This is a genomic window from uncultured Shimia sp. (assembly GCF_947493595.1).
In the GTDB taxonomy this organism is placed as follows: Bacteria; Pseudomonadota; Alphaproteobacteria; order Rhodobacterales; family Rhodobacteraceae; genus Shimia.
Window position 1 is genome coordinate 93971 of sequence record NZ_CANLRL010000002.1, and the last position, 19015, is coordinate 112985.

19 protein-coding genes and 1 tRNA gene are annotated in these 19015 nt (G+C 57.2%); 11 read left to right on the plus strand and 9 right to left on the minus strand.

Annotated features, from left to right (window positions below; all coding sequences use genetic code 11):
• Positions 1 to 17: 17 nt before the first annotated feature.
• On the minus strand, positions 18 to 2057 hold the full coding sequence (recQ, locus tag Q0955_RS06005; RefSeq protein WP_299421283.1) for a DNA helicase RecQ: 2040 nt from the start codon (positions 2055 to 2057) through the stop codon (positions 18 to 20).
• A gap of 81 nt (positions 2058 to 2138) precedes the next feature.
• On the minus strand, positions 2139 to 2423 hold the full coding sequence (locus tag Q0955_RS06010) for a YggT family protein (protein WP_299421285.1): 285 nt from the start codon (positions 2421 to 2423) through the stop codon (positions 2139 to 2141).
• A gap of 125 nt (positions 2424 to 2548) precedes the next feature.
• Here Q0955_RS06010 and Q0955_RS06015 point away from each other — a divergent pair, with 125 nt between their 5' ends.
• The 8 genes from Q0955_RS06015 (at position 2549) to Q0955_RS06050 (ending at position 10082) form a co-directional block, all read left to right on the plus strand.
• Positions 2549 to 3085: an acyl-CoA thioesterase gene (locus Q0955_RS06015; RefSeq protein WP_299421288.1), complete on the plus strand. Its 537-nt coding sequence runs from the start codon at positions 2549 to 2551 to the stop codon at positions 3083 to 3085.
• A gap of 56 nt (positions 3086 to 3141) precedes the next feature.
• Positions 3142 to 4494 (plus strand): MFS transporter, encoded by a 1353-nt coding sequence (locus Q0955_RS06020; protein WP_299421290.1) that lies wholly within the window; start codon positions 3142 to 3144, stop codon positions 4492 to 4494.
• Positions 4476 to 5393 carry a penicillin-insensitive murein endopeptidase gene (gene mepA, locus Q0955_RS06025; protein WP_299421293.1) on the plus strand — a complete coding sequence of 306 codons (918 nt, stop codon included), beginning with the start codon at positions 4476 to 4478 and terminating at the stop codon, positions 5391 to 5393. Before Q0955_RS06020 ends, mepA begins: the two co-directional genes overlap by 19 nt.
• Positions 5366 to 6268 carry an esterase-like activity of phytase family protein gene (locus tag Q0955_RS06030; protein ID WP_299421295.1) on the plus strand — a complete coding sequence of 301 codons (903 nt, stop codon included), beginning with the start codon at positions 5366 to 5368 and terminating at the stop codon, positions 6266 to 6268. Before mepA ends, Q0955_RS06030 begins: the two co-directional genes overlap by 28 nt.
• A 96-nt stretch (positions 6269 to 6364) precedes the next feature.
• Positions 6365 to 7000, plus strand: coding sequence for a queuosine precursor transporter (locus Q0955_RS06035; RefSeq protein WP_299421298.1), 636 nt, complete (start codon positions 6365 to 6367; stop codon positions 6998 to 7000).
• 370 nt (positions 7001 to 7370) lie between these two features.
• Positions 7371 to 7793, plus strand: coding sequence for an alternative ribosome rescue aminoacyl-tRNA hydrolase ArfB (gene arfB / locus Q0955_RS06040; protein WP_299421301.1), 423 nt, complete (start codon positions 7371 to 7373; stop codon positions 7791 to 7793).
• A gap of 67 nt (positions 7794 to 7860) precedes the next feature.
• On the plus strand, positions 7861 to 9126 hold the full coding sequence (locus tag Q0955_RS06045) for an aminotransferase class III-fold pyridoxal phosphate-dependent enzyme (protein ID WP_299421303.1): 1266 nt from the start codon (positions 7861 to 7863) through the stop codon (positions 9124 to 9126).
• Positions 9123 to 10082 (plus strand): phosphotransferase, encoded by a 960-nt coding sequence (locus tag Q0955_RS06050; protein WP_299421306.1) that lies wholly within the window; start codon positions 9123 to 9125, stop codon positions 10080 to 10082. The genes Q0955_RS06045 and Q0955_RS06050 overlap by 4 nt, the downstream gene beginning before the upstream one ends.
• Here the strand turns inward: Q0955_RS06050 and Q0955_RS06055 are convergent.
• Positions 10079 to 10525 (minus strand): helix-turn-helix domain-containing protein, encoded by a 447-nt coding sequence (locus tag Q0955_RS06055; RefSeq protein WP_299421308.1) that lies wholly within the window; start codon positions 10523 to 10525, stop codon positions 10079 to 10081. The genes Q0955_RS06050 and Q0955_RS06055 overlap by 4 nt on opposite strands.
• Before the next feature lie 137 nt (positions 10526 to 10662).
• Between Q0955_RS06055 and Q0955_RS06060 the strand changes: the two genes are divergently transcribed.
• A complete protein-coding gene (locus tag Q0955_RS06060) occupies positions 10663 to 11571 on the plus strand; it encodes an alpha/beta fold hydrolase (protein WP_299421311.1) in 909 nt (302 codons plus the stop codon).
• On the opposite strand, the gene pncB is transcribed toward Q0955_RS06060, so the two are convergent.
• The 4 genes from pncB to Q0955_RS06080 all read right to left on the minus strand — a co-directional run bounded on the left by pncB (position 11568) and on the right by Q0955_RS06080 (position 16775).
• Entirely contained in the window at positions 11568 to 12860 is a 1293-nt protein-coding gene (gene pncB / locus Q0955_RS06065; RefSeq protein ID WP_299421313.1) for a nicotinate phosphoribosyltransferase, read from the minus strand. The genes Q0955_RS06060 and pncB overlap by 4 nt on opposite strands.
• Positions 12861 to 12934: 74 nt before the next feature.
• Positions 12935 to 15178 (minus strand): ATP-binding protein, encoded by a 2244-nt coding sequence (locus Q0955_RS06070; protein ID WP_299421316.1) that lies wholly within the window; start codon positions 15176 to 15178, stop codon positions 12935 to 12937.
• A gap of 73 nt (positions 15179 to 15251) precedes the next feature.
• Positions 15252 to 15848, minus strand: coding sequence for a bifunctional nicotinamidase/pyrazinamidase (gene pncA / locus Q0955_RS06075; protein ID WP_299421319.1), 597 nt, complete (start codon positions 15846 to 15848; stop codon positions 15252 to 15254).
• Positions 15849 to 15911: 63 nt separating this feature from the next.
• Entirely contained in the window at positions 15912 to 16775 is an 864-nt protein-coding gene (locus Q0955_RS06080) for an N-formylglutamate amidohydrolase (RefSeq protein WP_299421321.1), read from the minus strand.
• Positions 16776 to 16927: 152 nt separating this feature from the next.
• On the opposite strand from Q0955_RS06080, the gene Q0955_RS06085 reads away from it, so the two are divergent.
• Both Q0955_RS06085 and ykgO read left to right on the plus strand, forming a co-directional pair.
• Positions 16928 to 17002 (plus strand) — tRNA-Val (locus Q0955_RS06085).
• A gap of 76 nt (positions 17003 to 17078) precedes the next feature.
• A complete protein-coding gene (gene ykgO, locus Q0955_RS06090; protein WP_054004448.1) occupies positions 17079 to 17204 on the plus strand; it encodes a type B 50S ribosomal protein L36 in 126 nt (41 codons plus the stop codon).
• A gap of 78 nt (positions 17205 to 17282) precedes the next feature.
• On the opposite strand, the gene Q0955_RS06095 is transcribed toward ykgO, so the two are convergent.
• Positions 17283 to 18074, minus strand: coding sequence for a hypothetical protein (locus Q0955_RS06095; protein ID WP_299421325.1), 792 nt, complete (start codon positions 18072 to 18074; stop codon positions 17283 to 17285).
• A 136-nt stretch (positions 18075 to 18210) separates the two neighbouring features.
• Positions 18211 to 19002, minus strand: coding sequence for a cytochrome c1 (locus tag Q0955_RS06100; RefSeq protein WP_299421327.1), 792 nt, complete (start codon positions 19000 to 19002; stop codon positions 18211 to 18213).
• Positions 19003 to 19015 lie beyond the last annotated feature (13 nt).

Below are 19015 nucleotides of genomic sequence, written 5' to 3' on the forward strand. Positions count from 1 at the left end.
TCATATTTTGGATCTGTCTAAGTGGCATCTCTTAAGACGTCCAGAAACGCCTCACCAAACCGGTCTGCACGACGGTCCCCCAACAGCCGTTCCATCGCTTGGGCGTCGCGGGGTTTGGTGCTGGCAACTTTTGCCAAAAGGCCTGCCGAACAGCTCATTGGTTTGTCAATTCCTTCCGGCCCCCGCAGCAGTTTGGATTGGGCTTCCAGCAATAAATCATAAAGGCTGGCGTCCTGCCGGCCCGCGATCTTGCGACGGCTGGGGTGCATCTGTTCTGCTTCCCCATTGATCACTTCCAGAAAGGCGTCACCATAGTTGGCCAGTTTTTTAGCGCCAACGCCACTCACCCGCGCCATGTCGTCCAAATTGGAAGGTCGCACCTCCGCCATTTCCGCCAAGGTGCGATCCGGGAAAATCACGTATGCGGGAACCTTGGCAGCTTCTGCCAACGCGCGGCGTTTGGCTTTGAGTGCGGACATCAGGGGGGCGTTTTCTTCGCTCACCAAAGTCTTTGCAGCGGGCCTGCGCGAGGTGGTGCGAATGGTGTCTCTGCGCAGCTGCACAGTTTCTTCGTCCCGCAACACTGGCCTTGCCCGATCCGTCATGGTCAGAGCGCCATGGCGTTCCGGATTGGGGCGCACAAGATCATGGCCCATCATCTGCCGGAAGACCGCTTGCCATTGGCGTTTATCGTATTCTGTGCCGACACCATAAGTCGGTAAAACGTCATGGCCTCGCTCGCGGATTTTGTCGGTGTCATTACCCAGCAGAATGTCGATCAGGTGACCGGTCCCAAACCATTCACCGGTGCGCAAAATGGCAGACAGCGCTTTACGCACAGCTACGGTGCCATCAAACACCTCGGGTGGCGTATCGCAAAGATCGCACTTCCCGCAGTTGACCTCAGTTTCCCCGAAGTATTGCAACAGGTTGCGGCGACGACACTCCAAGGCCTCCGCCAACCCCAGAAGCGCATTGAGACGTGCATGGTCAGCAGCACGGCGTTCAGGTGGTGCCAAACCTTCGTCAATCTGCGACCGCCGCAGACGAATGTCATCTGGGCCAAACAAGGTCAGCGTTTCCGCGGGCGCGCCATCGCGACCTGCGCGACCGATCTCTTGATAATAAGCCTCGATCGACTTGGGCAAATCGGCATGTGCCACCCAGCGGATGTCAGGTTTATCAACCCCCATGCCAAAGGCCACAGTTGCCACCACAATCAATCCATCTTCGCGCTGGAATCGAACTTCGGTATCACGGCGTTCCTGTGGATCCATGCCACCATGGTAATGCAACGACAGATGGCCCTCTTCGCGGAGAGCTTTTGCCAGTGTTTCCGTTTTGGCACGGGTGCCGCAGTAGACAATCCCGGATTGCCCCTTTCGGGCAGCAGCAAACTGTAAAATTTGCTTTCGAGGATTGTCCTTGGCCGCAAAGGCCAGATGCAAATTGGGTCGGTCAAACCCGTGCAGGAAAGTTTGCGGCGCTGCGCCACCAAACAGACGCGCGACAATTTCATCGCGGGTTTCGGCATCAGCTGTGGCGGTAAAGGCTGCAATCGGAACGTCCAAGGCTCGCTGCAATTCGCCAATGCGCAGGTAATCCGGCCGGAAATCATGGCCCCACTGGCTCACACAATGCGCTTCATCCACCGCAATGAGACCAACGCCAATCTGGCGCAACATGCCCAGCGACGCGCCAGAGGCAAGCCGCTCAGGCGCAATATAAAGGAGCTTAAGACGGCCCGCATCAAGCGCATCCCAAACCTGCGCGGTTTCTTCTTCGGTATTGCCAGAGGTCAGCGCGCCTGCTTCCACCCCTGCCTCGCGCAATGCCCGCACTTGATCGCGCATCAACGCAATCAAAGGCGAGATCACAACCGTAACACCGCCCCGCACAAGCGCAGGCAATTGATAGCACAACGACTTGCCCCCGCCGGTTGGCATGATCGCCAGCACATTGTCACCGCGAGTGACAGCGTCCACAATCTCTTCTTGTCCCGGGCGGAAGGCGTCAAAGCCAAAAACATCGCTCAGAACCGTGGTTGCGGCCTGCATTTCTCACCTTTTGTTGGGACACTCTGCGTTGCGCGCGACTGTCCCATAGGCGGGCGGCAGCCTCAAGCCCGAAGGCGCAGGTTAGCCGAGAAGAACCGCTGGCAGAATGTAATCACGCAAAGAGATGATGACGACAAACACCACCAACGGCGCAAGATCCAAGGGGCGGGTATCCGGCATCACACGGCGCACAGGTTCGTAGATCGGCTCAAGCAGGCGGTTCAGCCCGGTCCATATTTGCGAGACCAGAGGTTGGCGCAGGTTCAGAACCTGAAAATTGATCAACCAGCTCATGATGATATGTGCCAGCATAAAGAAGAAGGCGATATCCAAGATCAGCCGCAGTGGGCCATAAATTGCCATCATGAGAGGCTCCTTTGCTCCGATTGAGGCACAGTTAAGCACCGTTGCGTCAAAGCACAAGTCTGCGCTGGAATCTCGGTTGACGATGTGTTGCAGAGCGCATTGAAGGACGGCCAAAGGAGACCTTCATGTATCCCATCATGCGCATGGTCAAAGAGTTGATCAAATTCCGCAACGCAGCCCCGCTGCCATTGACCGGCACACATGTGTCTGCACATCGGTGTTGGCCGTCCGATATTGACCTGTGGATGGAGTTGAACAACGGGCGCACGCTGACCCTGTTTGACTTGGGGCGCATCCCGCTGGCGCAACGTATCGGCTTGGTGGCTGTGTTACGTCAGGAAAAATGGAGCATGACCATGGCGGGGGCGACGGTGCGCTATCGCCGCCGCATCCGCACGTTTGAGAAAGTGGAAATGCGCAGCCGGGCGGTGTTTTGGGATGACCGCTTTATCTACCTGGAGCAGTCCATGTGGAAACAAAACGGCGAATGTGCCAACCACGCGCTCTACCGTGCGGCGGTAACGGATCACTCTGGCATTGTAACGCCGGATCGTGTTCTGGCGGGCATGGGGCGAGAAGAAACCTCTCCGGTCGCGCCAGAATGGGTGGCCAATTGGATTGCCGCAGAAACCACCAGACCGTGGCCCCCGATGCAGGATTAACTTGCTAAGGTTGTGACATCCCGTCTAAGTGTAAATCAAAGTCCGGGGGGATGCGGATGTCAGACGTTTCAGCGCGCAAGCGCATTTGGGGTTGGTTCTTCTTTGATTGGGCGAGCCAGCCTTACAATACACTATTAATCACCTTCATTTTTGCGCCTTACATCAAAGATTTGATGGGCGATGGTGCCGAAGCGCAAGCGGCTTGGGGATTTGGTGTTGCAGCGGCCGGCATTGTCATTGCCATCCTCGCCCCTGTGCTGGGCGCCATGGCGGATAACTCTGGCAACCGGCTGCGCTGGATTTGGCTGTTTTCGGCAATGTATGTCGTCGGCGCCTTTGGACTTTGGTTTGCGGCCCCCGGCAGCTTTGATTTGCACAAGACCCTGTTTTTGTTCGCCGTTGGCCTTATCGGAATGGAATTTGCGACGATCTTTACCAACTCAATGCTGCCGGAACTTGGTTCCACTGAGGAAGTGGGGCGCATTTCTGGCAACGGCTGGGCGTTTGGCTATGTTGGTGGACTTGTCACGCTTGTACTGATGCTGGCGTTGTTTGCCGAAGACGCTGACAGTGGCAAAACCATGATTGGTCTGGATCCTGCCTTTGGCCTCGACGCGAGCCAGCGAGAAGGCACGCGGTTTGTCGGCCCGCTGACGGCATTGTGGTACGCAGTGTTCATGATCCCGTTTTTCCTCTGGGTACGGGATCCAAAGCCAACCAAGCCGCCAAAAGGGGCCACAGCCAGCGCGCTCAAAGAAGTGTGGGGCACCATTCGAAATCTGCCACAAACCCCGTCTCTTTTTGCCTATTTGGGCAGTTCGATGTTCTACCGCGACGCACTGAACGGGATGTATACCTTTGGCGGCATCTACGCCGCGGGCGTGTTGAATTGGTCGGTGGTGGATGTGGGCATTTTTGGCATTTTAGCCATCATTTCCGGTGCAATCTTTGCCTGGATTGGCGGGCGGGCGGATGCAAAAATGGGTCCCAAGCCGGTTATCACCTTCTGTATTTTTGTGCTGTGTGGTGTGGCCATTGCCATCGTTTTTGTTTGCCGCGAGAGCGTGTTTGGCATTGCAGTTGAAGAAACCTCCAAACTGCCCGACGTGATTTTTTATGTACTCGGTGCATTGATTGGGGCTGCGGGTGGCGTGATTCAATCGGCGAGCCGCTCTATGATGGTGCGGCAAGCGCTGCCGGGCAAAACCGCTGAATCCTTTGGACTTTATGCGCTAGCCGGCAAAGCAACCTCCTTCATCGCGCCCTTTATGATTGGGGTGGTGACGCTCATGTCCGGCAGTCAACAGATTGGCGTGACACCGCTGATCGCTCTTTTCCTATTGGGTCTGATCCTGCTACGCTGGGTCAACCCAAAGGGAGACAGCGACACATGGGCTACCGCTTCTTAACTGTACTGGCCCTGATCGGGCTTGCCGCGTGTAAGAACGAAGCACCAGAGCGCACGGTTGCGGTATCGACTCAGCAGCAGGTGCCTGTGAGTATGCAGGGCGTGCAGGCCAAGCAGCTTTTTGGCGCCAAACCTGTCGCCTCACAACAAAACAGTGCGCCTTTTGGAGGCTATTCCAAGGGCTGCCTCGCAGGGGGCGATATGCTGCCTGAGACCGGCCCAACTTGGCAAGCCATGCGCCTGTCGCGCAATCGAAACTGGGGCCACCCAGAGACCATCTCTTATATCCAAGACCTGTCGGCCAAAGCTGCGACACAGCCTGGCTGGAACGGGCTCTATGTTGGGGACATCAGCCAGCCGCGCGGTGGTCCGATGCTGACCGGACACCGCTCCCACCAGCTGGGACTGGATATTGATATTTGGATGCTGCCCGCGAACCGGCTCAACCTGACAGCTGCGGAGCGCGAGAGCATTTCGTCGATTTCCATGCGGCGCGAACGGGGCGCATATGTGAACAGCAATTGGACCAAACAGCACCACGAGATCCTAAAAGCCGCAGCAAGTGATCCTAGAGTGGCACGGATTTTTGTTTTTCCTGGCGCCAAGGTCCAAATGTGTGACGACGAAAAAGGCAATCGCGCGTGGCTACGCAAAATCCGGCCTTGGTGGGGGCATCACTACCATTTTCACGTACGCTTAAACTGCCCAAGTGGTGACATGAGCTGTGTAAACCAAGATCCACCCCCCGCCGGTGATGGCTGTGACGACGCACGGCAATGGGTACAGGACATACTGTTCCCGCCTCCACCAGATCCCAATGCGCCGAAGCCAAAGCCGCGACGTGAACTTCAAATGACGGACCTTCCACAACAATGCGTCGCAGTTTTGCAATCGCCGTAGCGGCGTGTGTGCTCAGTGTTGGAGTGTTGGCGAGCCGCAGTAATAGCGGCGCGTCCGATGATCTAGCAGAGCATGTTTCGACCTACATATGGCGCTTGCACGACGGGTGGTTTGGCGGGTTTTCTGGCATCGAGCTGTCTGACAACGGACGCGAGATGGTGGCGATCTCCGATCGTGGGATGTTTGTGACCGGCACATTGCGCCGCAAAGATGGTGCTGTTTCCAGTGTTGTGGGCGTCGAATCCTTTCGGGTGTTGGACACCAAGGGCACTTTTCCCCAAAAGGCAGGATTGCGCGACAGCGAAGGGTTGGTGCTCCAGAAAGACGGTAAGCTTGTGGTGTCCTTTGAAGGCAAACACCGCCTAAACCGATTTTCCCAACCAGGGGCGAAGGCACAGGGCATGCCTTGGCGCAAAACCTTCAACCAAATGAAAGTGAACGGCGGCTTTGAAGCTTTGGCGATCAACAATTGGGGCAAGATTTTTGCGATTCCCGAGCAACCGATCAGCGATGAGACCATCGCGCAAGTCTTCACTTTGAAGAAAGGCCAATGGGAGAAAGCCTTTACCTTGCCGCGCGAGAAACAGTTTCAGCCTGTTGGCGCAGATTTTGGGCCGGACGGGCGATTGTACCTTCTGGAACGGGGGTTCAATGGTCTGGGCTTTCGGGTTCGGGTGCGCAGTTTCGCTGTGGAAGGCACCGTGGCCAGTGATGAAAAGCTGTTGTTGCGCAAAGGCATAGGCATTCACGACAACCTCGAGGGATTGGCCGTCTGGCGCGATGAGTTAGGGCGCATTCGGCTCACCATGATCTCGGACGATAACTTTCGTTTGATCCAGCGCACCGAGATCGTGGAATATGTGATCCCTCAATAAAGCTTGATTTGCCAAACAACGCACGGTAGGAGCGCCCCGTCCCGCGGCGGTCGCGGGGCCAAGTCGCCGCTACCTTGACAAAACGGGCTCAGACAAATGAAAACGACCTATCTTCCTGGCATTATTGCCATGGCTGCTATTGTTGTAGCCTCCAATATTCTTGTGCAATTCCTCTTTGGTCAGTGGCTGACCTGGGGGGCGTTTACCTATCCTCTCGCCTTTCTTGTGACCGACGTTATGAACCGCGTTTATGGTGCGCCTGCCGCACGCAAAGTGGTTTTTTCCGGTTTCATCGTGGGTGTGATCTGCTCCTTCATTGGTACCAAGATCATGTTGCAAGGCGACGGCTTCACCTATCCTGCCGTGACATTGCGTATTGCAATCGGCTCCGGACTCGCCTTCCTGACAGCGCAACTGCTTGATGTTGCTATCTTTGATCGGCTGCGCGAGGGCGCGTGGTGGCGGGCACCGTTGGCCTCGACCCTGATCGGCTCCTCTGTGGATACGGCGATTTTCTTCACTGTTGCTTTCAGCGGCGCACTCTCGGTCATCGAACCAAGCAACGATGTGAGCTGGGCGGGCGAAATGCTGCCGCTTCTGGGCGCTGGTCCAGTGGTGCCGCTTTGGGTGAGCCTGGGCTTTGCCGATTGGTGCGTAAAACTTTCGCTCGCGCTGCTTGCGCTTGTGCCGTTCCGCATGATCGTGGGGTCTTTGACCGCGCGCACCACATGATTTTGTTTGACTTATCCCCAACCTGTGGCAGGCTAAGGATACGCGAAACAAATTGAAGGGAGGTGCCCATTGTCTAGAGAAGCTATGGAGAACGAGGTCGGAACAGTTTGGGGGGAGCGCAGCTGAGGCAGCCCTTGGCTGACGTAAAGTCCGAATTGGTGTGATCCTAACCGATGCACCTCCAATCATCTCGAAGGGCTGTTTCCAACGCGGGAAGCAGCCCTTTTTGCTGCCGAGTTAACCGGTCAAAGTCACCCAAAAACCACGTCGGTATCACGTCGGTTTAACGACTGTATTGCGGAGGTGCGAATTTCCGGCGCATACCAAAACGTAAATCTTACCAAACAGTCCGCGCAACGCGGAGAGAGCCATGCTGCGGATCAGCGACGACATCACAATTGAAGACTGGGAGCTGACCGAGCAGTTCATGCGCGCCAGCGGGCCTGGCGGGCAGAATGTGAACAAGGTCGCAACCGCCGTGGAACTGCGGTTTGAGGCGGAGCGTTCTCCAGCCCTTTCGGCCCCGGTAAAGACGCGCCTTAAACGGCTGGCAGGACGGCGCTGGACCAAAGACGGAGCGATCATCATTCAGTGTGATGAAACCCGCAGCCAAGCGCGCAACCGCGACATTGCGCGGGATCGACTGGCGGAGCTGATCCGCAAATCCTTGGTGGCCCCTAAACGACGTATCAAGACGAAGCCCACCTATGGCAGCCAGCAACGGCGCCTCAAAGCGAAGAAGGTGCGTGGTGACGTAAAGGCGATGCGTGGCAAAGTCTCTCGCGACGAGTGATTGCGGGGTTGCAGCCTCAGGGCTTCGGGCGCAGTAATGGCGCGGGAGCAAATTGAGGGAGCAAGCCATGTCGGATATTTTGGCGCGGCGAAAACGGTTGTTGGGGCCACATGTCACCACCTTTTACAAAGAGCCCGTGCATTTGGCGCGTGGCGAAGGGGTCTGGTTGTGGGATACGGACGGCCGCAAATATCTGGATTGTTACAACAACGTGCCACATGTCGGGCATTGTCACCCGCGTGTGGTCGACGCGATTGCGACGCAAGCCGCCACATTGAACACCCACACACGATATGTGCATGACGGGATTCTGAAATATGGCGATGCGCTGACCGCAAAGTTCGACCATGACCTGACCAGCATGGTGATGGTCTGCTCCGGATCGGAAGCCAACGATGTGGCGCTGCGCATGGCGCAGGCGATGATCGGCAACACCGGCGTGATCACCACGGACAACACCTATCACGGCAACACCTCGGCGGTGAGCCAGCTCAACAGCTCCAAGGAACCAATTGGCGGCTTTAAAGATCATGTGAAACGCGTGCCCGCTCCGGACAATATGCAGCCGGTTGGCGGCACACGCGAAGGTCAGAAAGCAGCCTTCACTGCAGCGGTAAAGGCGGCGATTGCCGAGCTTGAGGGGTCTGAACACGGGCTGTCGGCGCTGATTATCTGCCCGTATTTCGCCAACGAGGGTTTCCCGACCTTGGAAGAAGGCTTCTTGGATGAGGCTGTGGCCGCCGTGAAGGCCGCGGGCGGCATTGTGATTGCCGATGAGGTGCAGCCGGGATTTGGCCGGATTGGCAGCCACTGGTGGGGGCACCAGAAACTTGGCTTTGCGCCGGACATCGTCACGCTGGGCAAACCGATGGCCAACGGGCATCCGGTGGCGGCGACGATCACACGTCCGGAGATCCTGACTGCATTTCAGGAAGGCTTCAAATACTTCAACACGTTTGGTGGTAACCCGGTGAGTGCCGCGGCGGCGCATGCGGTGCTGAACGTGATTGAAGACGAAGGACTTGTAGCGAGCGCGGCGGATGTGGGTGCCTATGCGGTGGCGCAATTGAAAGAGCTGCAGGCGCGCTATGACGTGATTGCCGATGTGCGCGGCTCCGGCCTGTTCTTTGGCGTAGAACTGTGGCGCGACGGGAAACCGGCCACAGAGGTTTGCACGGCGATGATTGACGAGATGCGCGACCGTGGCGTGCTGCTGCACAGCGAGGGGCGCTACGACAACACGCTTAAAATCCGCCCACCCTGTGCGTTTGATCGCGGCAATGCCGATCTGTTGGTGGAGATTATGAACGCGGCGTTTGAGGCGGTGCTATGAACAATCAAGAGGCCATAGTAGCTGCGCAAGAGGCGTTAAAGGCATGGGGTGTGGAAATGACACCCCGGTTGATCAAGAACCGCGAGAACATTGTCTTGGAAGCGGCAGGGCCGGATGGGCAGCGCGCGGCGTTGCGGCTGCACCGGCCGGGATATCAGAGTGACGATGCAATCCGCTCGGAACTGTGGTGGTCCGAAGCATTGGTGGAAGCCGGTATGGTGGTGCCGCAGCCAATCCGTACTTTGGCTGGCGATGTGTTGGCGACAGGTGGGGAGCGTGTTGCCTCGCTGGTGACCTGGCTGGACGGCGCGCCATTGGGCGAAGGTGGTGTGCAGCTGGCCATGGAGGCCGCAGAACAAGAACGGCTGCATGAGGCTCTTGGGGCGGAACTGGCGCGGTTGCATGTGGCCAGCGATGCGATGCAGCGGCCTGAGGCGTTTGAGCGCGAGGTTTTGGATCTGGACGCTCTGCTGGGCGACGTGCCGTCCTGGGGGCGGTTTTGGGAGAACGCCAGCCTGGCTGAAGATGAAGCAGCGCTGTTGTTGGCGTGCCGCGAAAAGCTGCGGTCCGAGATAGGCGCGCATGCCGAAGCGGGGGGCGATTTTGGCCTGATCCATGCGGATGCGTTGCGGGAGAATGTGCTGGTACAGGATGGGCAAACACGGCTGATCGACTTTGACGACGGTGTGTTTGGGTTCCGCATGTATGAGCTGGGCGTGGCCATGTCGCAGAATTGGGATCAGGCCAATGAGACGGCCTTGGGGGCAGGTTTGCTACGCGGCTATGCGACGGTGCGGGCCTTGCCTGAGCATGCAGAGCAGCTGCTGCTGGCGTTTACCGTGATGCGGGCGATGGCGTCTTGTGGCTGGGTCATTGGGCGCTATGCCGATGATCATCCAGCAGTGCGGGACTATGCCGAGCGGGCCATCGCAATGGCCACGCGCTATCTGGCCTAGCGGCGGGTGGTTTCGACCCAAATGGACTTTGAGGTGATTTCGGCGCCGGTGTTGGCGTCGATCACCTTGGGGTCTGTGGGTTGGCGGGTTTCGCGATCAAGGAATCGATAAGGTTCCGGCTTCTCCGTGGGCAGATGCGTTTGCGCCCAAGCTGTCATGGCTTGCATGACCGGCACAAAATCTCTGGCGGCTTGAGTAGGATGATATTCATATCGTACGGGGCGCTCCTGATAGGGTTTGCGCTCCAGAAGGCCGTGGGATTCCAAGCGCTTGAGACGATCCGACAACACGTGGCGCGTGATCTTTAGGCGTTTCTGAATGTCATCAAAACGGCGGATGCCAAACAGGGTGTCGCGCAGGATGAGCAGCGTCCAGCGGTCACCGAGCACAGACATGGTGCGGGCCACAGAGCAGCCTTCGTTGGGGAGATCAGTCCATTTCATGCGTCTCACATAGCATCTCCCGCAGATTTTCCCAATAGGTTCCAAAACAGAACTTGACTCAGTTCTGATTTAGAACCTATTACTCTTCATGTGAGTTCCATTTTGGAACCTAGATACGTTTGGCGCAGGAGAGAGTGATGACCGACAGCAGTGTTCCTTCCATTGTGCGGCGGCGGCGCAAGCTGCCGCAGATCAAAAAGCTGGCGATGTTGTCGGCACTGCGCAGTCAGATGTGGGTGATGTCCCGCACGTCGCCAGACAAGGCAGCCGCACGGTTGGCCGATCTGTTCACCACCCCTCCCCGCCCTTCTGTGCGCCATTGGGAGCGCCATGCCATGACACAGGCGCGCTACACACGGCGGCGGTTTGGCGCCTTGGGGTTTTTGTCAGTGTACCGATGGGTGCCGGAGCGCAATGGGCCGCATCCCAAAGTGCTTTTGATGCATGGGTTTGGCGGGCGTGTCAGCCAGTTGAGCGGCTTGGCGGAGCCCTTGGTGGCCGCTGGTTATGAAGTGGTGGGGTTTGATGCACCGGGACATGGGCAATCGCCAAAGCGCAACGCCGCCCTGCCGGATTTTGTCGATGCGCTGGAGATGTTTGCCACACATGAGGGACCGCTTGATACGGTGGTTGGCCATTCCATGGGCGGCGCGGCCATGGCAACGGCCTTGCGGCGAGGCATGGCGGCCAAGCGCGCGGTACTGATTGCGCCGCCGGCCTATCCGGGCACGTATTTGGCGCAGGCAGGGCGCATGTTGGGGGCCACAGAGAAGGTTTCCGGGCGGGCGCAAGCGCAGATCGAGGCGCAATATGGGCGGGCGTTTGATGAATTTCGCACGCCGCTCAATGCGTCAGTTCTGGATCAAGACGCATTGATCCTGCATGATCGTGAAGATCAGCAGGTACCGTTGGCAGAAGGCAACCAAGTGGCCAAAGCCTGGGAAGGGGCGCAATTTGAGATCACCGAGGGCCTGGGGCACACCCGCATTTTGCAAGCTCCAAGCACGGTGGCTATGGTGCAGAAATTTCTGATGGAAGCGACTTAGACGATCACTTCCATTTCGTCCTGCTGGCCCACGCCAAACACGCGTTTGTAACGCTCAATCTCGCTGGCGGGACCCATGGCTTTGTTGGGGTTGTCCGATAGCTTCACCGTCGGTTTGCCGTTGGCCTTGATGGCTTTGCAGACCATGGAGAACGGCGCCAGACCGTCGTCTTGGGTCAAACCGCGGAAGTCGTTGGTCAGCAAGGTGCCCCAGCCAAAGGACACGCGTACGCGGCCAGCAAATTGCATGTGTAATTCGGCAATTTTGTCGGTGTCCAGACCATCAGAGAAAATCACCAGCTTCTTGGTGGGGTCTTCGCCACGGTCTTTCCACCAGCGAATGGCGGTTTCCGCGCCTTTGGCGGGATCACCACTGTCGATGCGGATGCCGGTCCAGCCCGCAAGCCAATCCGGCGCGCCTTTCAAAAAGCCTTCGGTGCCATAGGTGTCCGGCAGGATGATGCGCAGGTTACCCTCGTGTTCGTCATGCCAATCTGCGAGCACTTTGTAGGGTGCTTGACGCAACTCCTCGTCGTTTTCCGCCAGTGCCGAGAACACCATTGGCAGCTCATGTGCATTGGTGCCAATCGCTTCCAGATCGCGTTTCATCGCAATCAGGCAGTTGGAGGTGCCGACAAACTTGTCACCCAAACCCTCGACCATGGCTTGCACACACCAGTCTTGCCACAGATAGGAATGACGGCGGCGGGTGCCAAAATCCGCAATCCGCAGGTCCGGCAAGGTGCGCAGGTGGTCGATTTTTTCCCAGAGTTTAGTCATGGCGCGCGCATAGAGCACTTGCAGCTCAAACCTGCGCATGTCGTGCAACACGGCACGGCCACGTAGCTCCATCAGCACCGCCAAAGCCGGGATTTCCCACAGCATGACCTCGTGCCATTTACCTTCAAAGGTCAACTCATACTGGCCGTCGCGCTTTTCCAGATGGTAATCCGGCAGACGCATGTTTTCGAACCACTCCATAAAGTCCGGACGGAACATTTGGCGTTTGCCATAAAACGTGTTGCCGCGCAGGAAGGTGCTTTCGCCACGGCTCAGGGACAACGATTGGATATGGTCGAGCTGTTCGCGCAGCTCCCCTTCGTCGATCAACTCCGCCAGGCGGATGTTGGAAGACCGGTTAATCAGGCTAAAGGTGACATGCGCGTCAGGGCGATTGCGGAAAATCGACTGGCACATCAGCAACTTATAAAAGTCGTTGTCGATGAGTGACCGAACAATCGGGTCAATCTTCCATTTGTGGTTCCAGACGCGCGTGGCGATATCGACCATAATTCTGGCCCTCACAGTCTCGTTTGGCTGTTAATACCCAGAAAATCAAAGGCCTGAAAGCCCTTATGGGGATGTCAGCCAATACGAGCGGTGTTGGTGCGGCTTTCTAGTCCATGAGCAATGGCTTTCAGCAGCTCCGCACGCCGCACCGGTTTGGGCAGAAACCCATTCATGCCCGCCTCCAAACACGCCTGACGGTCGCTGCGGTAAGCGTTGGCCGTCAGAGCAATGATATGCGGTTGGATCGTCATTTGATTGCGAATGAAGCGGGTTGCATCAAGCCCATCCATGACCGGCATCGACATATCCATAAGCACCACCTGTGGCTGATGCGCCTTGACCATTTCCACCGCCTCTTCGCCGTTCACGGCGGTGATTAAGGTCAATGGCAAATCCTTCAGAAGTTTCTGCACAAGGAAACGGTTGGTGCGATTGTCTTCCGCCAAAAGCACAGTTGCGCCAGAAAACACCATCTCGTCCGGCAAAACATCCGGGTCCGCAAGCCGCTTGGCCGGGAGGTTGACGGCTGGAAAATCCACTTGAATGACAAAACAGGAGCCAACATTCACTGCGCTGGTTGCGGTGACATCTCCCCCCATCATCCGGGCCAGCTGGCGGGAAATGGCGAGCCCCAATCCCGTGCCGCCAAAGCGCCGGGTCGTGGCGGCGTCAGCCTGAGCAAATTGATCAAACACATGCTCAATCCGATCCGGAGCGATGCCGATACCCGTATCCGCGACCGAAATCTCAAGACCATGGTCCGGGCCTTCTTTGACAGTGCCGACATGCACAGTCACGTCACCGGTTTCTGTAAATTTGATGGCATTGCCAATCACATTCACCAATATTTGCCGCAGGCGCCCGTCATCGCCCCAGACCGTTCGGGGGAGGTTATCGGCGATTTCAATCCCAAGCGGAATGCCTTTTGCCGCCGCTTGTGGACGCATCAGGTTCATGACTTCATCCAAACAAGGCTGCAACTCAAAGGCAACGGAGCTGATTTTGAGATGCCCATCCTGAAGTTTTGAGAAGTCGAGAATATCGTTGATGATGGTCAGCAGCGCCTCAGAGGAATGGCGGATGGTTTGCACATAAAGCGTCTCTTCGGCGCCGAGCTTAGCATCTGTAAGAAGTTCTGACATGCCAATGATTCCGTTCATCGGCGTGCGGATTTCATGGCTCATGGTCGCAAGGAAGGCGGTTTTGGCGCGCTCCCCCTGCTCCGCGGCCCGTTTGGCTTCGGCCAGTTCGTTTTCGCGCTGGTTCTTAAGTGTCACGTCACGGTCAACCGAGATGACCATTTCGAGGTTGCCATGTTCGTCAAACACGGGCGAGAGATTGGTTTCAACCCAGAACGGTGCGCCAACTTTGGTGTAGTTCACGTTTTCGCCGCTGGCGGCTACGCCGTCTTTGATGGCCTGTGTAAACCGCTTCAGAATCGCGGGGTCAGACCGGGGGCCGTGCAGGTAGTCGGCGGGGTGTTTGCCCACCACCTCGGACAGCTTATAGCCGGTTTTGCGGGTGAAGGCCGGGTTGACCCAAAGTGTGTTGGCATCCGCGTCCAGCATGATGATGCTGTCGACGGCATTTTCGGCAATCGAGCCCAGGAAACGGCCTTCGCGCTGGCGCGCCAGCAAAGAAGCGTTGGCTCTAGCCAGTTCCAGCCCCTGTTCAATCTGGCGGCGCTGTTGTCGCAAGTCCCGCTGGCGGCCGGTTGTGACATAGCTGACAAATGGCAGCATGGTGTAGGCGACCATCAACGTCCCAACCAAATTGTAGAACACCTGTTCACGGTGGTTCTGCAGCATATAAAAATCTGCCACAAATAACAGTACGGTTGAGGCTCCGTATACGGACAAGCGTGTGAAGGCTGCCACGCGGTGGTACGATAGCGCCATAATGGCATTCACGGAGGCGGACCCTAAATAGGCCAAACACAGCAGAAGAGCGGCCTCGCGTGGGGTTGCCAACCACAAGATCGCGACAAAGGCTGATAGACCAAACGCCTGAGCAAAAGCCGTAAGTGTTGTTTTGCGCTGGAGGTCCTTAACGGTCTCACCACGCTGTAAATTCTTGGTTATTCCATGCAGTACGTAGCTGTCGATTACATCCCCACTGGCCGCAACCAAAACAGCCAGCCCGGCAATTTGGAGCGACGCAGAATAGGCCAGGACCATAGCCCCAAATAGCACGAGCACTTGGCGGCTGTAGAAATACCGCAACCGGCCACGGGCATAGCGCACCAACAAGCCAGCCGGCGTGTTGCGCCGATCAAAAGCCTCCAGGGCCCGGTTAAGCTCGTGAATTTCCGCAGCCATTTCCCAATCTTCTCAGACAACTAACAACGGGTAAATGACCGGTATTTGGTTAACAAACCAAGAATTTTTTCTCTCAAATGCGAGAAATTCCTGCTGTGTCCATGGCATTTTCAGCAGCGGTGAGGGAGCCATCCAGATCAATGGCGCGACACAGGTCTTGGCGGACCGTCACGTGAAAACCCAAACGGGCTGCATCCAGCGCCGAAAACTGGACACAAAAATCGGTGGCCAGCCCAACCATTGTGATCTCGGTGACATCCAGGGTTTTCAGGTAGCCCTCCAACCCGGTGGGGGTCTTCTGGTCGTTTTCAAAAAAGGCGGAGTAACTGTCGATGGCTGGGTTGGTGCCCTTGCGGATGATGACATTGGCGCGGGATAGATTGAGGTCGGCGTGCAGGTCGGACCCTGCACTGCCTTGCACACAGTGGTCTGGCCAAAGCACCTGGGGTCCGTAAGGCATGTCGATCAGCTCATAGGGAGATTTCCCATCATGGCTGCTGGCAAACGATGAGTGGCCTGCCGGATGCCAGTCTTGGGTCAGAACAACCGTGTCAAAGTCCTGCATCAGCGCATTGATACCCGGCACAATTTGATCGCCTTTGGGCACGGCAAGTGCACCACCGGGGCAAAAATCATTCTGGACATCAATCACAATCAAAGCGTTGGCCATTTGGGTCTCCTCGTCTTTGCCTAGAGCCTTACCAAGCACACCGGCAAGGTCAACGGCGCGGTGTCATTCGGCCGCCAGGCTGTTGACCTCCGGTTTGCCCAATTGGGCAATTTGGGCCACCACCTGTGTCAGGCGTTCGCGGAAACTCTCGTAGTCAGAATGGGGCTGGATCGTGGTCTCATCCATATAGAGGGACCGGTCAATTTCGATCTGAATGGCGTGTTGTGCTCTCAGAGGCCGACCATAGTGCTGCGTGACATAAGCGCCGGCAAAAGGGGTGTTCCGGGAGACAACAAAACCTGCTTTCACAAAGGCCGCTTCGATCTGATCGACCAGCTCTACATCAGCGGCAGCCCCAAAACGATCGCCTAGCACAATTTCGGGCCGCGGCGTACCGCGGCGCGTGGCACCCTGCACGGCCTCACGCGGCATGGAGTGACAATCAATCAAGATGGCTTCGCCAAAGTCTTGTCTGGCTGTTTCGAGCAGGTTTTGAAGCGCGCTGTGGTACGGGCGCCAATAGGTCTCGATGCGGTCCTCTGCTTCCGCGCGGGTCATTTTGCCGTGATAAATCGCCCGGCCGTTTGCCACCACGCGGGGAATCACCCCAAGGCCGGAGGCGACACGCGGGTTGTGGCCAACTTTGCGTACGCCTTGGATCAGCGCAGGGTCCAGTTCTTCGGCCGCGCGGTTTAGATCCAACAATGCTCTGGGCGCCTGTGCCACAAGAAACGGTGCGCCAAAATTCGGTGCCTCTGCGAAGAGTTGGTCCACGAAAGCGTCTTCTGAGGAGCGAATCGTGTGCGCATTGAGCAAGGACCGCCGAATAAACCACTCCGGATAGTCACACCCGCTGTGCGGCGAGGCAAAAACCACCGATGTCTGCACGGTTTGAGGTTCAAAAATGCGGTAGGCGGGAGTTTCCATCTTCTCTCCTGTTCCCTCAAACTATAGCCTCAAAAATTACTGCGCCAAAAGCCCTTGATCCCCCCTGCGACTCCTTTTATAGAGACCGCCACTGGCGCGGGTTTTCCGCGCCCCCTTTTGTTAGGGGGTGATTGATCCAAGCTGGTGTCAAAGGGCGATTAGCTCAGCGGTAGAGCACTTCGTTGACATCGAAGGGGTCACTGGTTCGATCCCAGTATCGCCCACCATGAATTCATCGCCTCTCATTTGAGAGGTCCCGTAACCCCAGGCGCACCGCAGCGCCGCGAAATGAGGAGAAGGCCCATGAAGGTCAAGAACTCGCTCCGCTCGCTCAAGAACCGGCACCGCGATTGCCGGATCGTGCGCCGCAAGGGCCGCGTTTACGTGATCAATAAGACCCAGCGTCGCTTCAAAGCACGTCAGGGCTAAGTCGCAAGACTTACATCACAGCAAAGAAGAAGCCGCCCTTGGGCGGCTTTTTTATGTTTGGCCGTTGGGAAAGCAGCTTCATTTGAATGTGTAGGCGTAGGCAATGAAGGGGCCGCTTGAATAGAAATCAGCCCCAAAGGTGCCGTCTGACCGGGTGGTTTCAAAATTGATGTCGTAATGGCGCCAACCAAACACCACCGAGGACCGCTCATTGAATTGTTTGGAAATGGCGAGATTGGCGCTCCAAGCAAGATCATTGCCGTTGGCACCAAAGCCGCTAGCATCCACCGCGACGGCGCCTGTCCAGCTGTCGGCTATCTCCCAGGCATAACGCGCGCCCACCACAGGCTCCCACCAGCGTTCAGTGCCACCAACATCCACTAGCCCGCCAGGGCCCACCACGCTTTGCGTGAGGCGATTGTAGCGTGCACCGCCCTGCACATCGAAGGCGAAGGGGCGACCATTGCCCAAGTCACCGCTGACAGCGCGATACCCCACAAGCAAGCCAAGCCAGCTTTGCGTGGATTTCACTTCCGCAAAGCGGCCCGCGCCCGGGCCCGCAGAGATTGAGGCCGTTTCACTGAGGCCGATGTAGTGCCCCTCGGCAATCAATCCGAGTCGCCCGTGCCACGCCTCAAACCGGCCGGTTGTGGTGAAGTCGAGATGCTCCAGCGCGTCACGCAAGTTCATATCTAATGCAGCGGTGTTGCCAGCCACAGTCACATCACCGTTGGTTTTGGCTGCGGCAAACAGTCCAAGCGTGGCACGAATGCGCCAGTCATCGGAGTCAGTAAGCGTAATAGGGTTGGCCCAAAGAGGGCTGCTGCTCGTAAAAAGCAGAGGAATGAGTGCTATGAAAAATCGAAACATCTAGAGCCTCCGGTCCTGTGAGTCCCGTCGCCTGATCCAGTGTGCGCCCGATTCTATGGTTTTCCAAAGCAAAAAATGAGAGCGCCCCGCCAGGGTGACCCGGCGAGGCGCGAAAATTTAGATCTCTGTCAGCTCATCAGAGGTTGAGCTTTTTGCCTTTGATTGGCGCCCAGAGCTTCTTGTTGGTCAGGTAGAGCAACACACTGAGCAAGGACAGGAACAGAACCGCGGTCAGGCCTGCGCGCTGACGGGCCATCATTTTTGGCTCAGCTGTCCACATCAGGAAGGCGGCCGTATCCTCTGCTACGTGGTGCAGGGAGTTGGAATGGCCATCGGCGTACTCCACATCCTCACCGTACAGCGGTGGTGCCATGGCAATCCAACCACCCGGGAAGGCGGTGTTTTCGTAGAACGTGGTGCCAGCTTCTTCTTTCTCTTCACCGGTGTAACCGGTCAGGAGAGAGTAGATGTACTCTGCGCCACCCATGCCTTTGACCAGCTGGTTGATGCCGGTGCCCTGCGGGCCGTGGAAGCCTGCGCGTGCTTTGGCCATCAAGCTGAGGTCAGGCGCTTCTGCCAGACCGCTCTCAGGGAAGTGGTCGGTTGGTGCCCGTGGGCGATCGTCGTCCAGCTCTGGGTCGAAGATGTCGAACTGCGCGGCATAGGCACGCACCTGGTCTTCCGGCAGGTGTGGACCACCTTCATCAGCCAGAGTGCGCAGCGGCACGTACTTCAGGCCGTGACACGCCGAGCAAACCTCGGTGTAGACCTGAAGGCCACGTTGCAGCTGGTTCTGGTCAAATTTGCCAAACGGACCTTCAAAGGAGAAGTCGATGTCTTCGACGTGGCCTGCGCCACCTGCAGCCATCGCGCCACCTGCCGAGAAGGACAGGGCGGCCAAAGCAGCAATGCTAAGTTTCTTAAGCATAATCCTGGTTCCT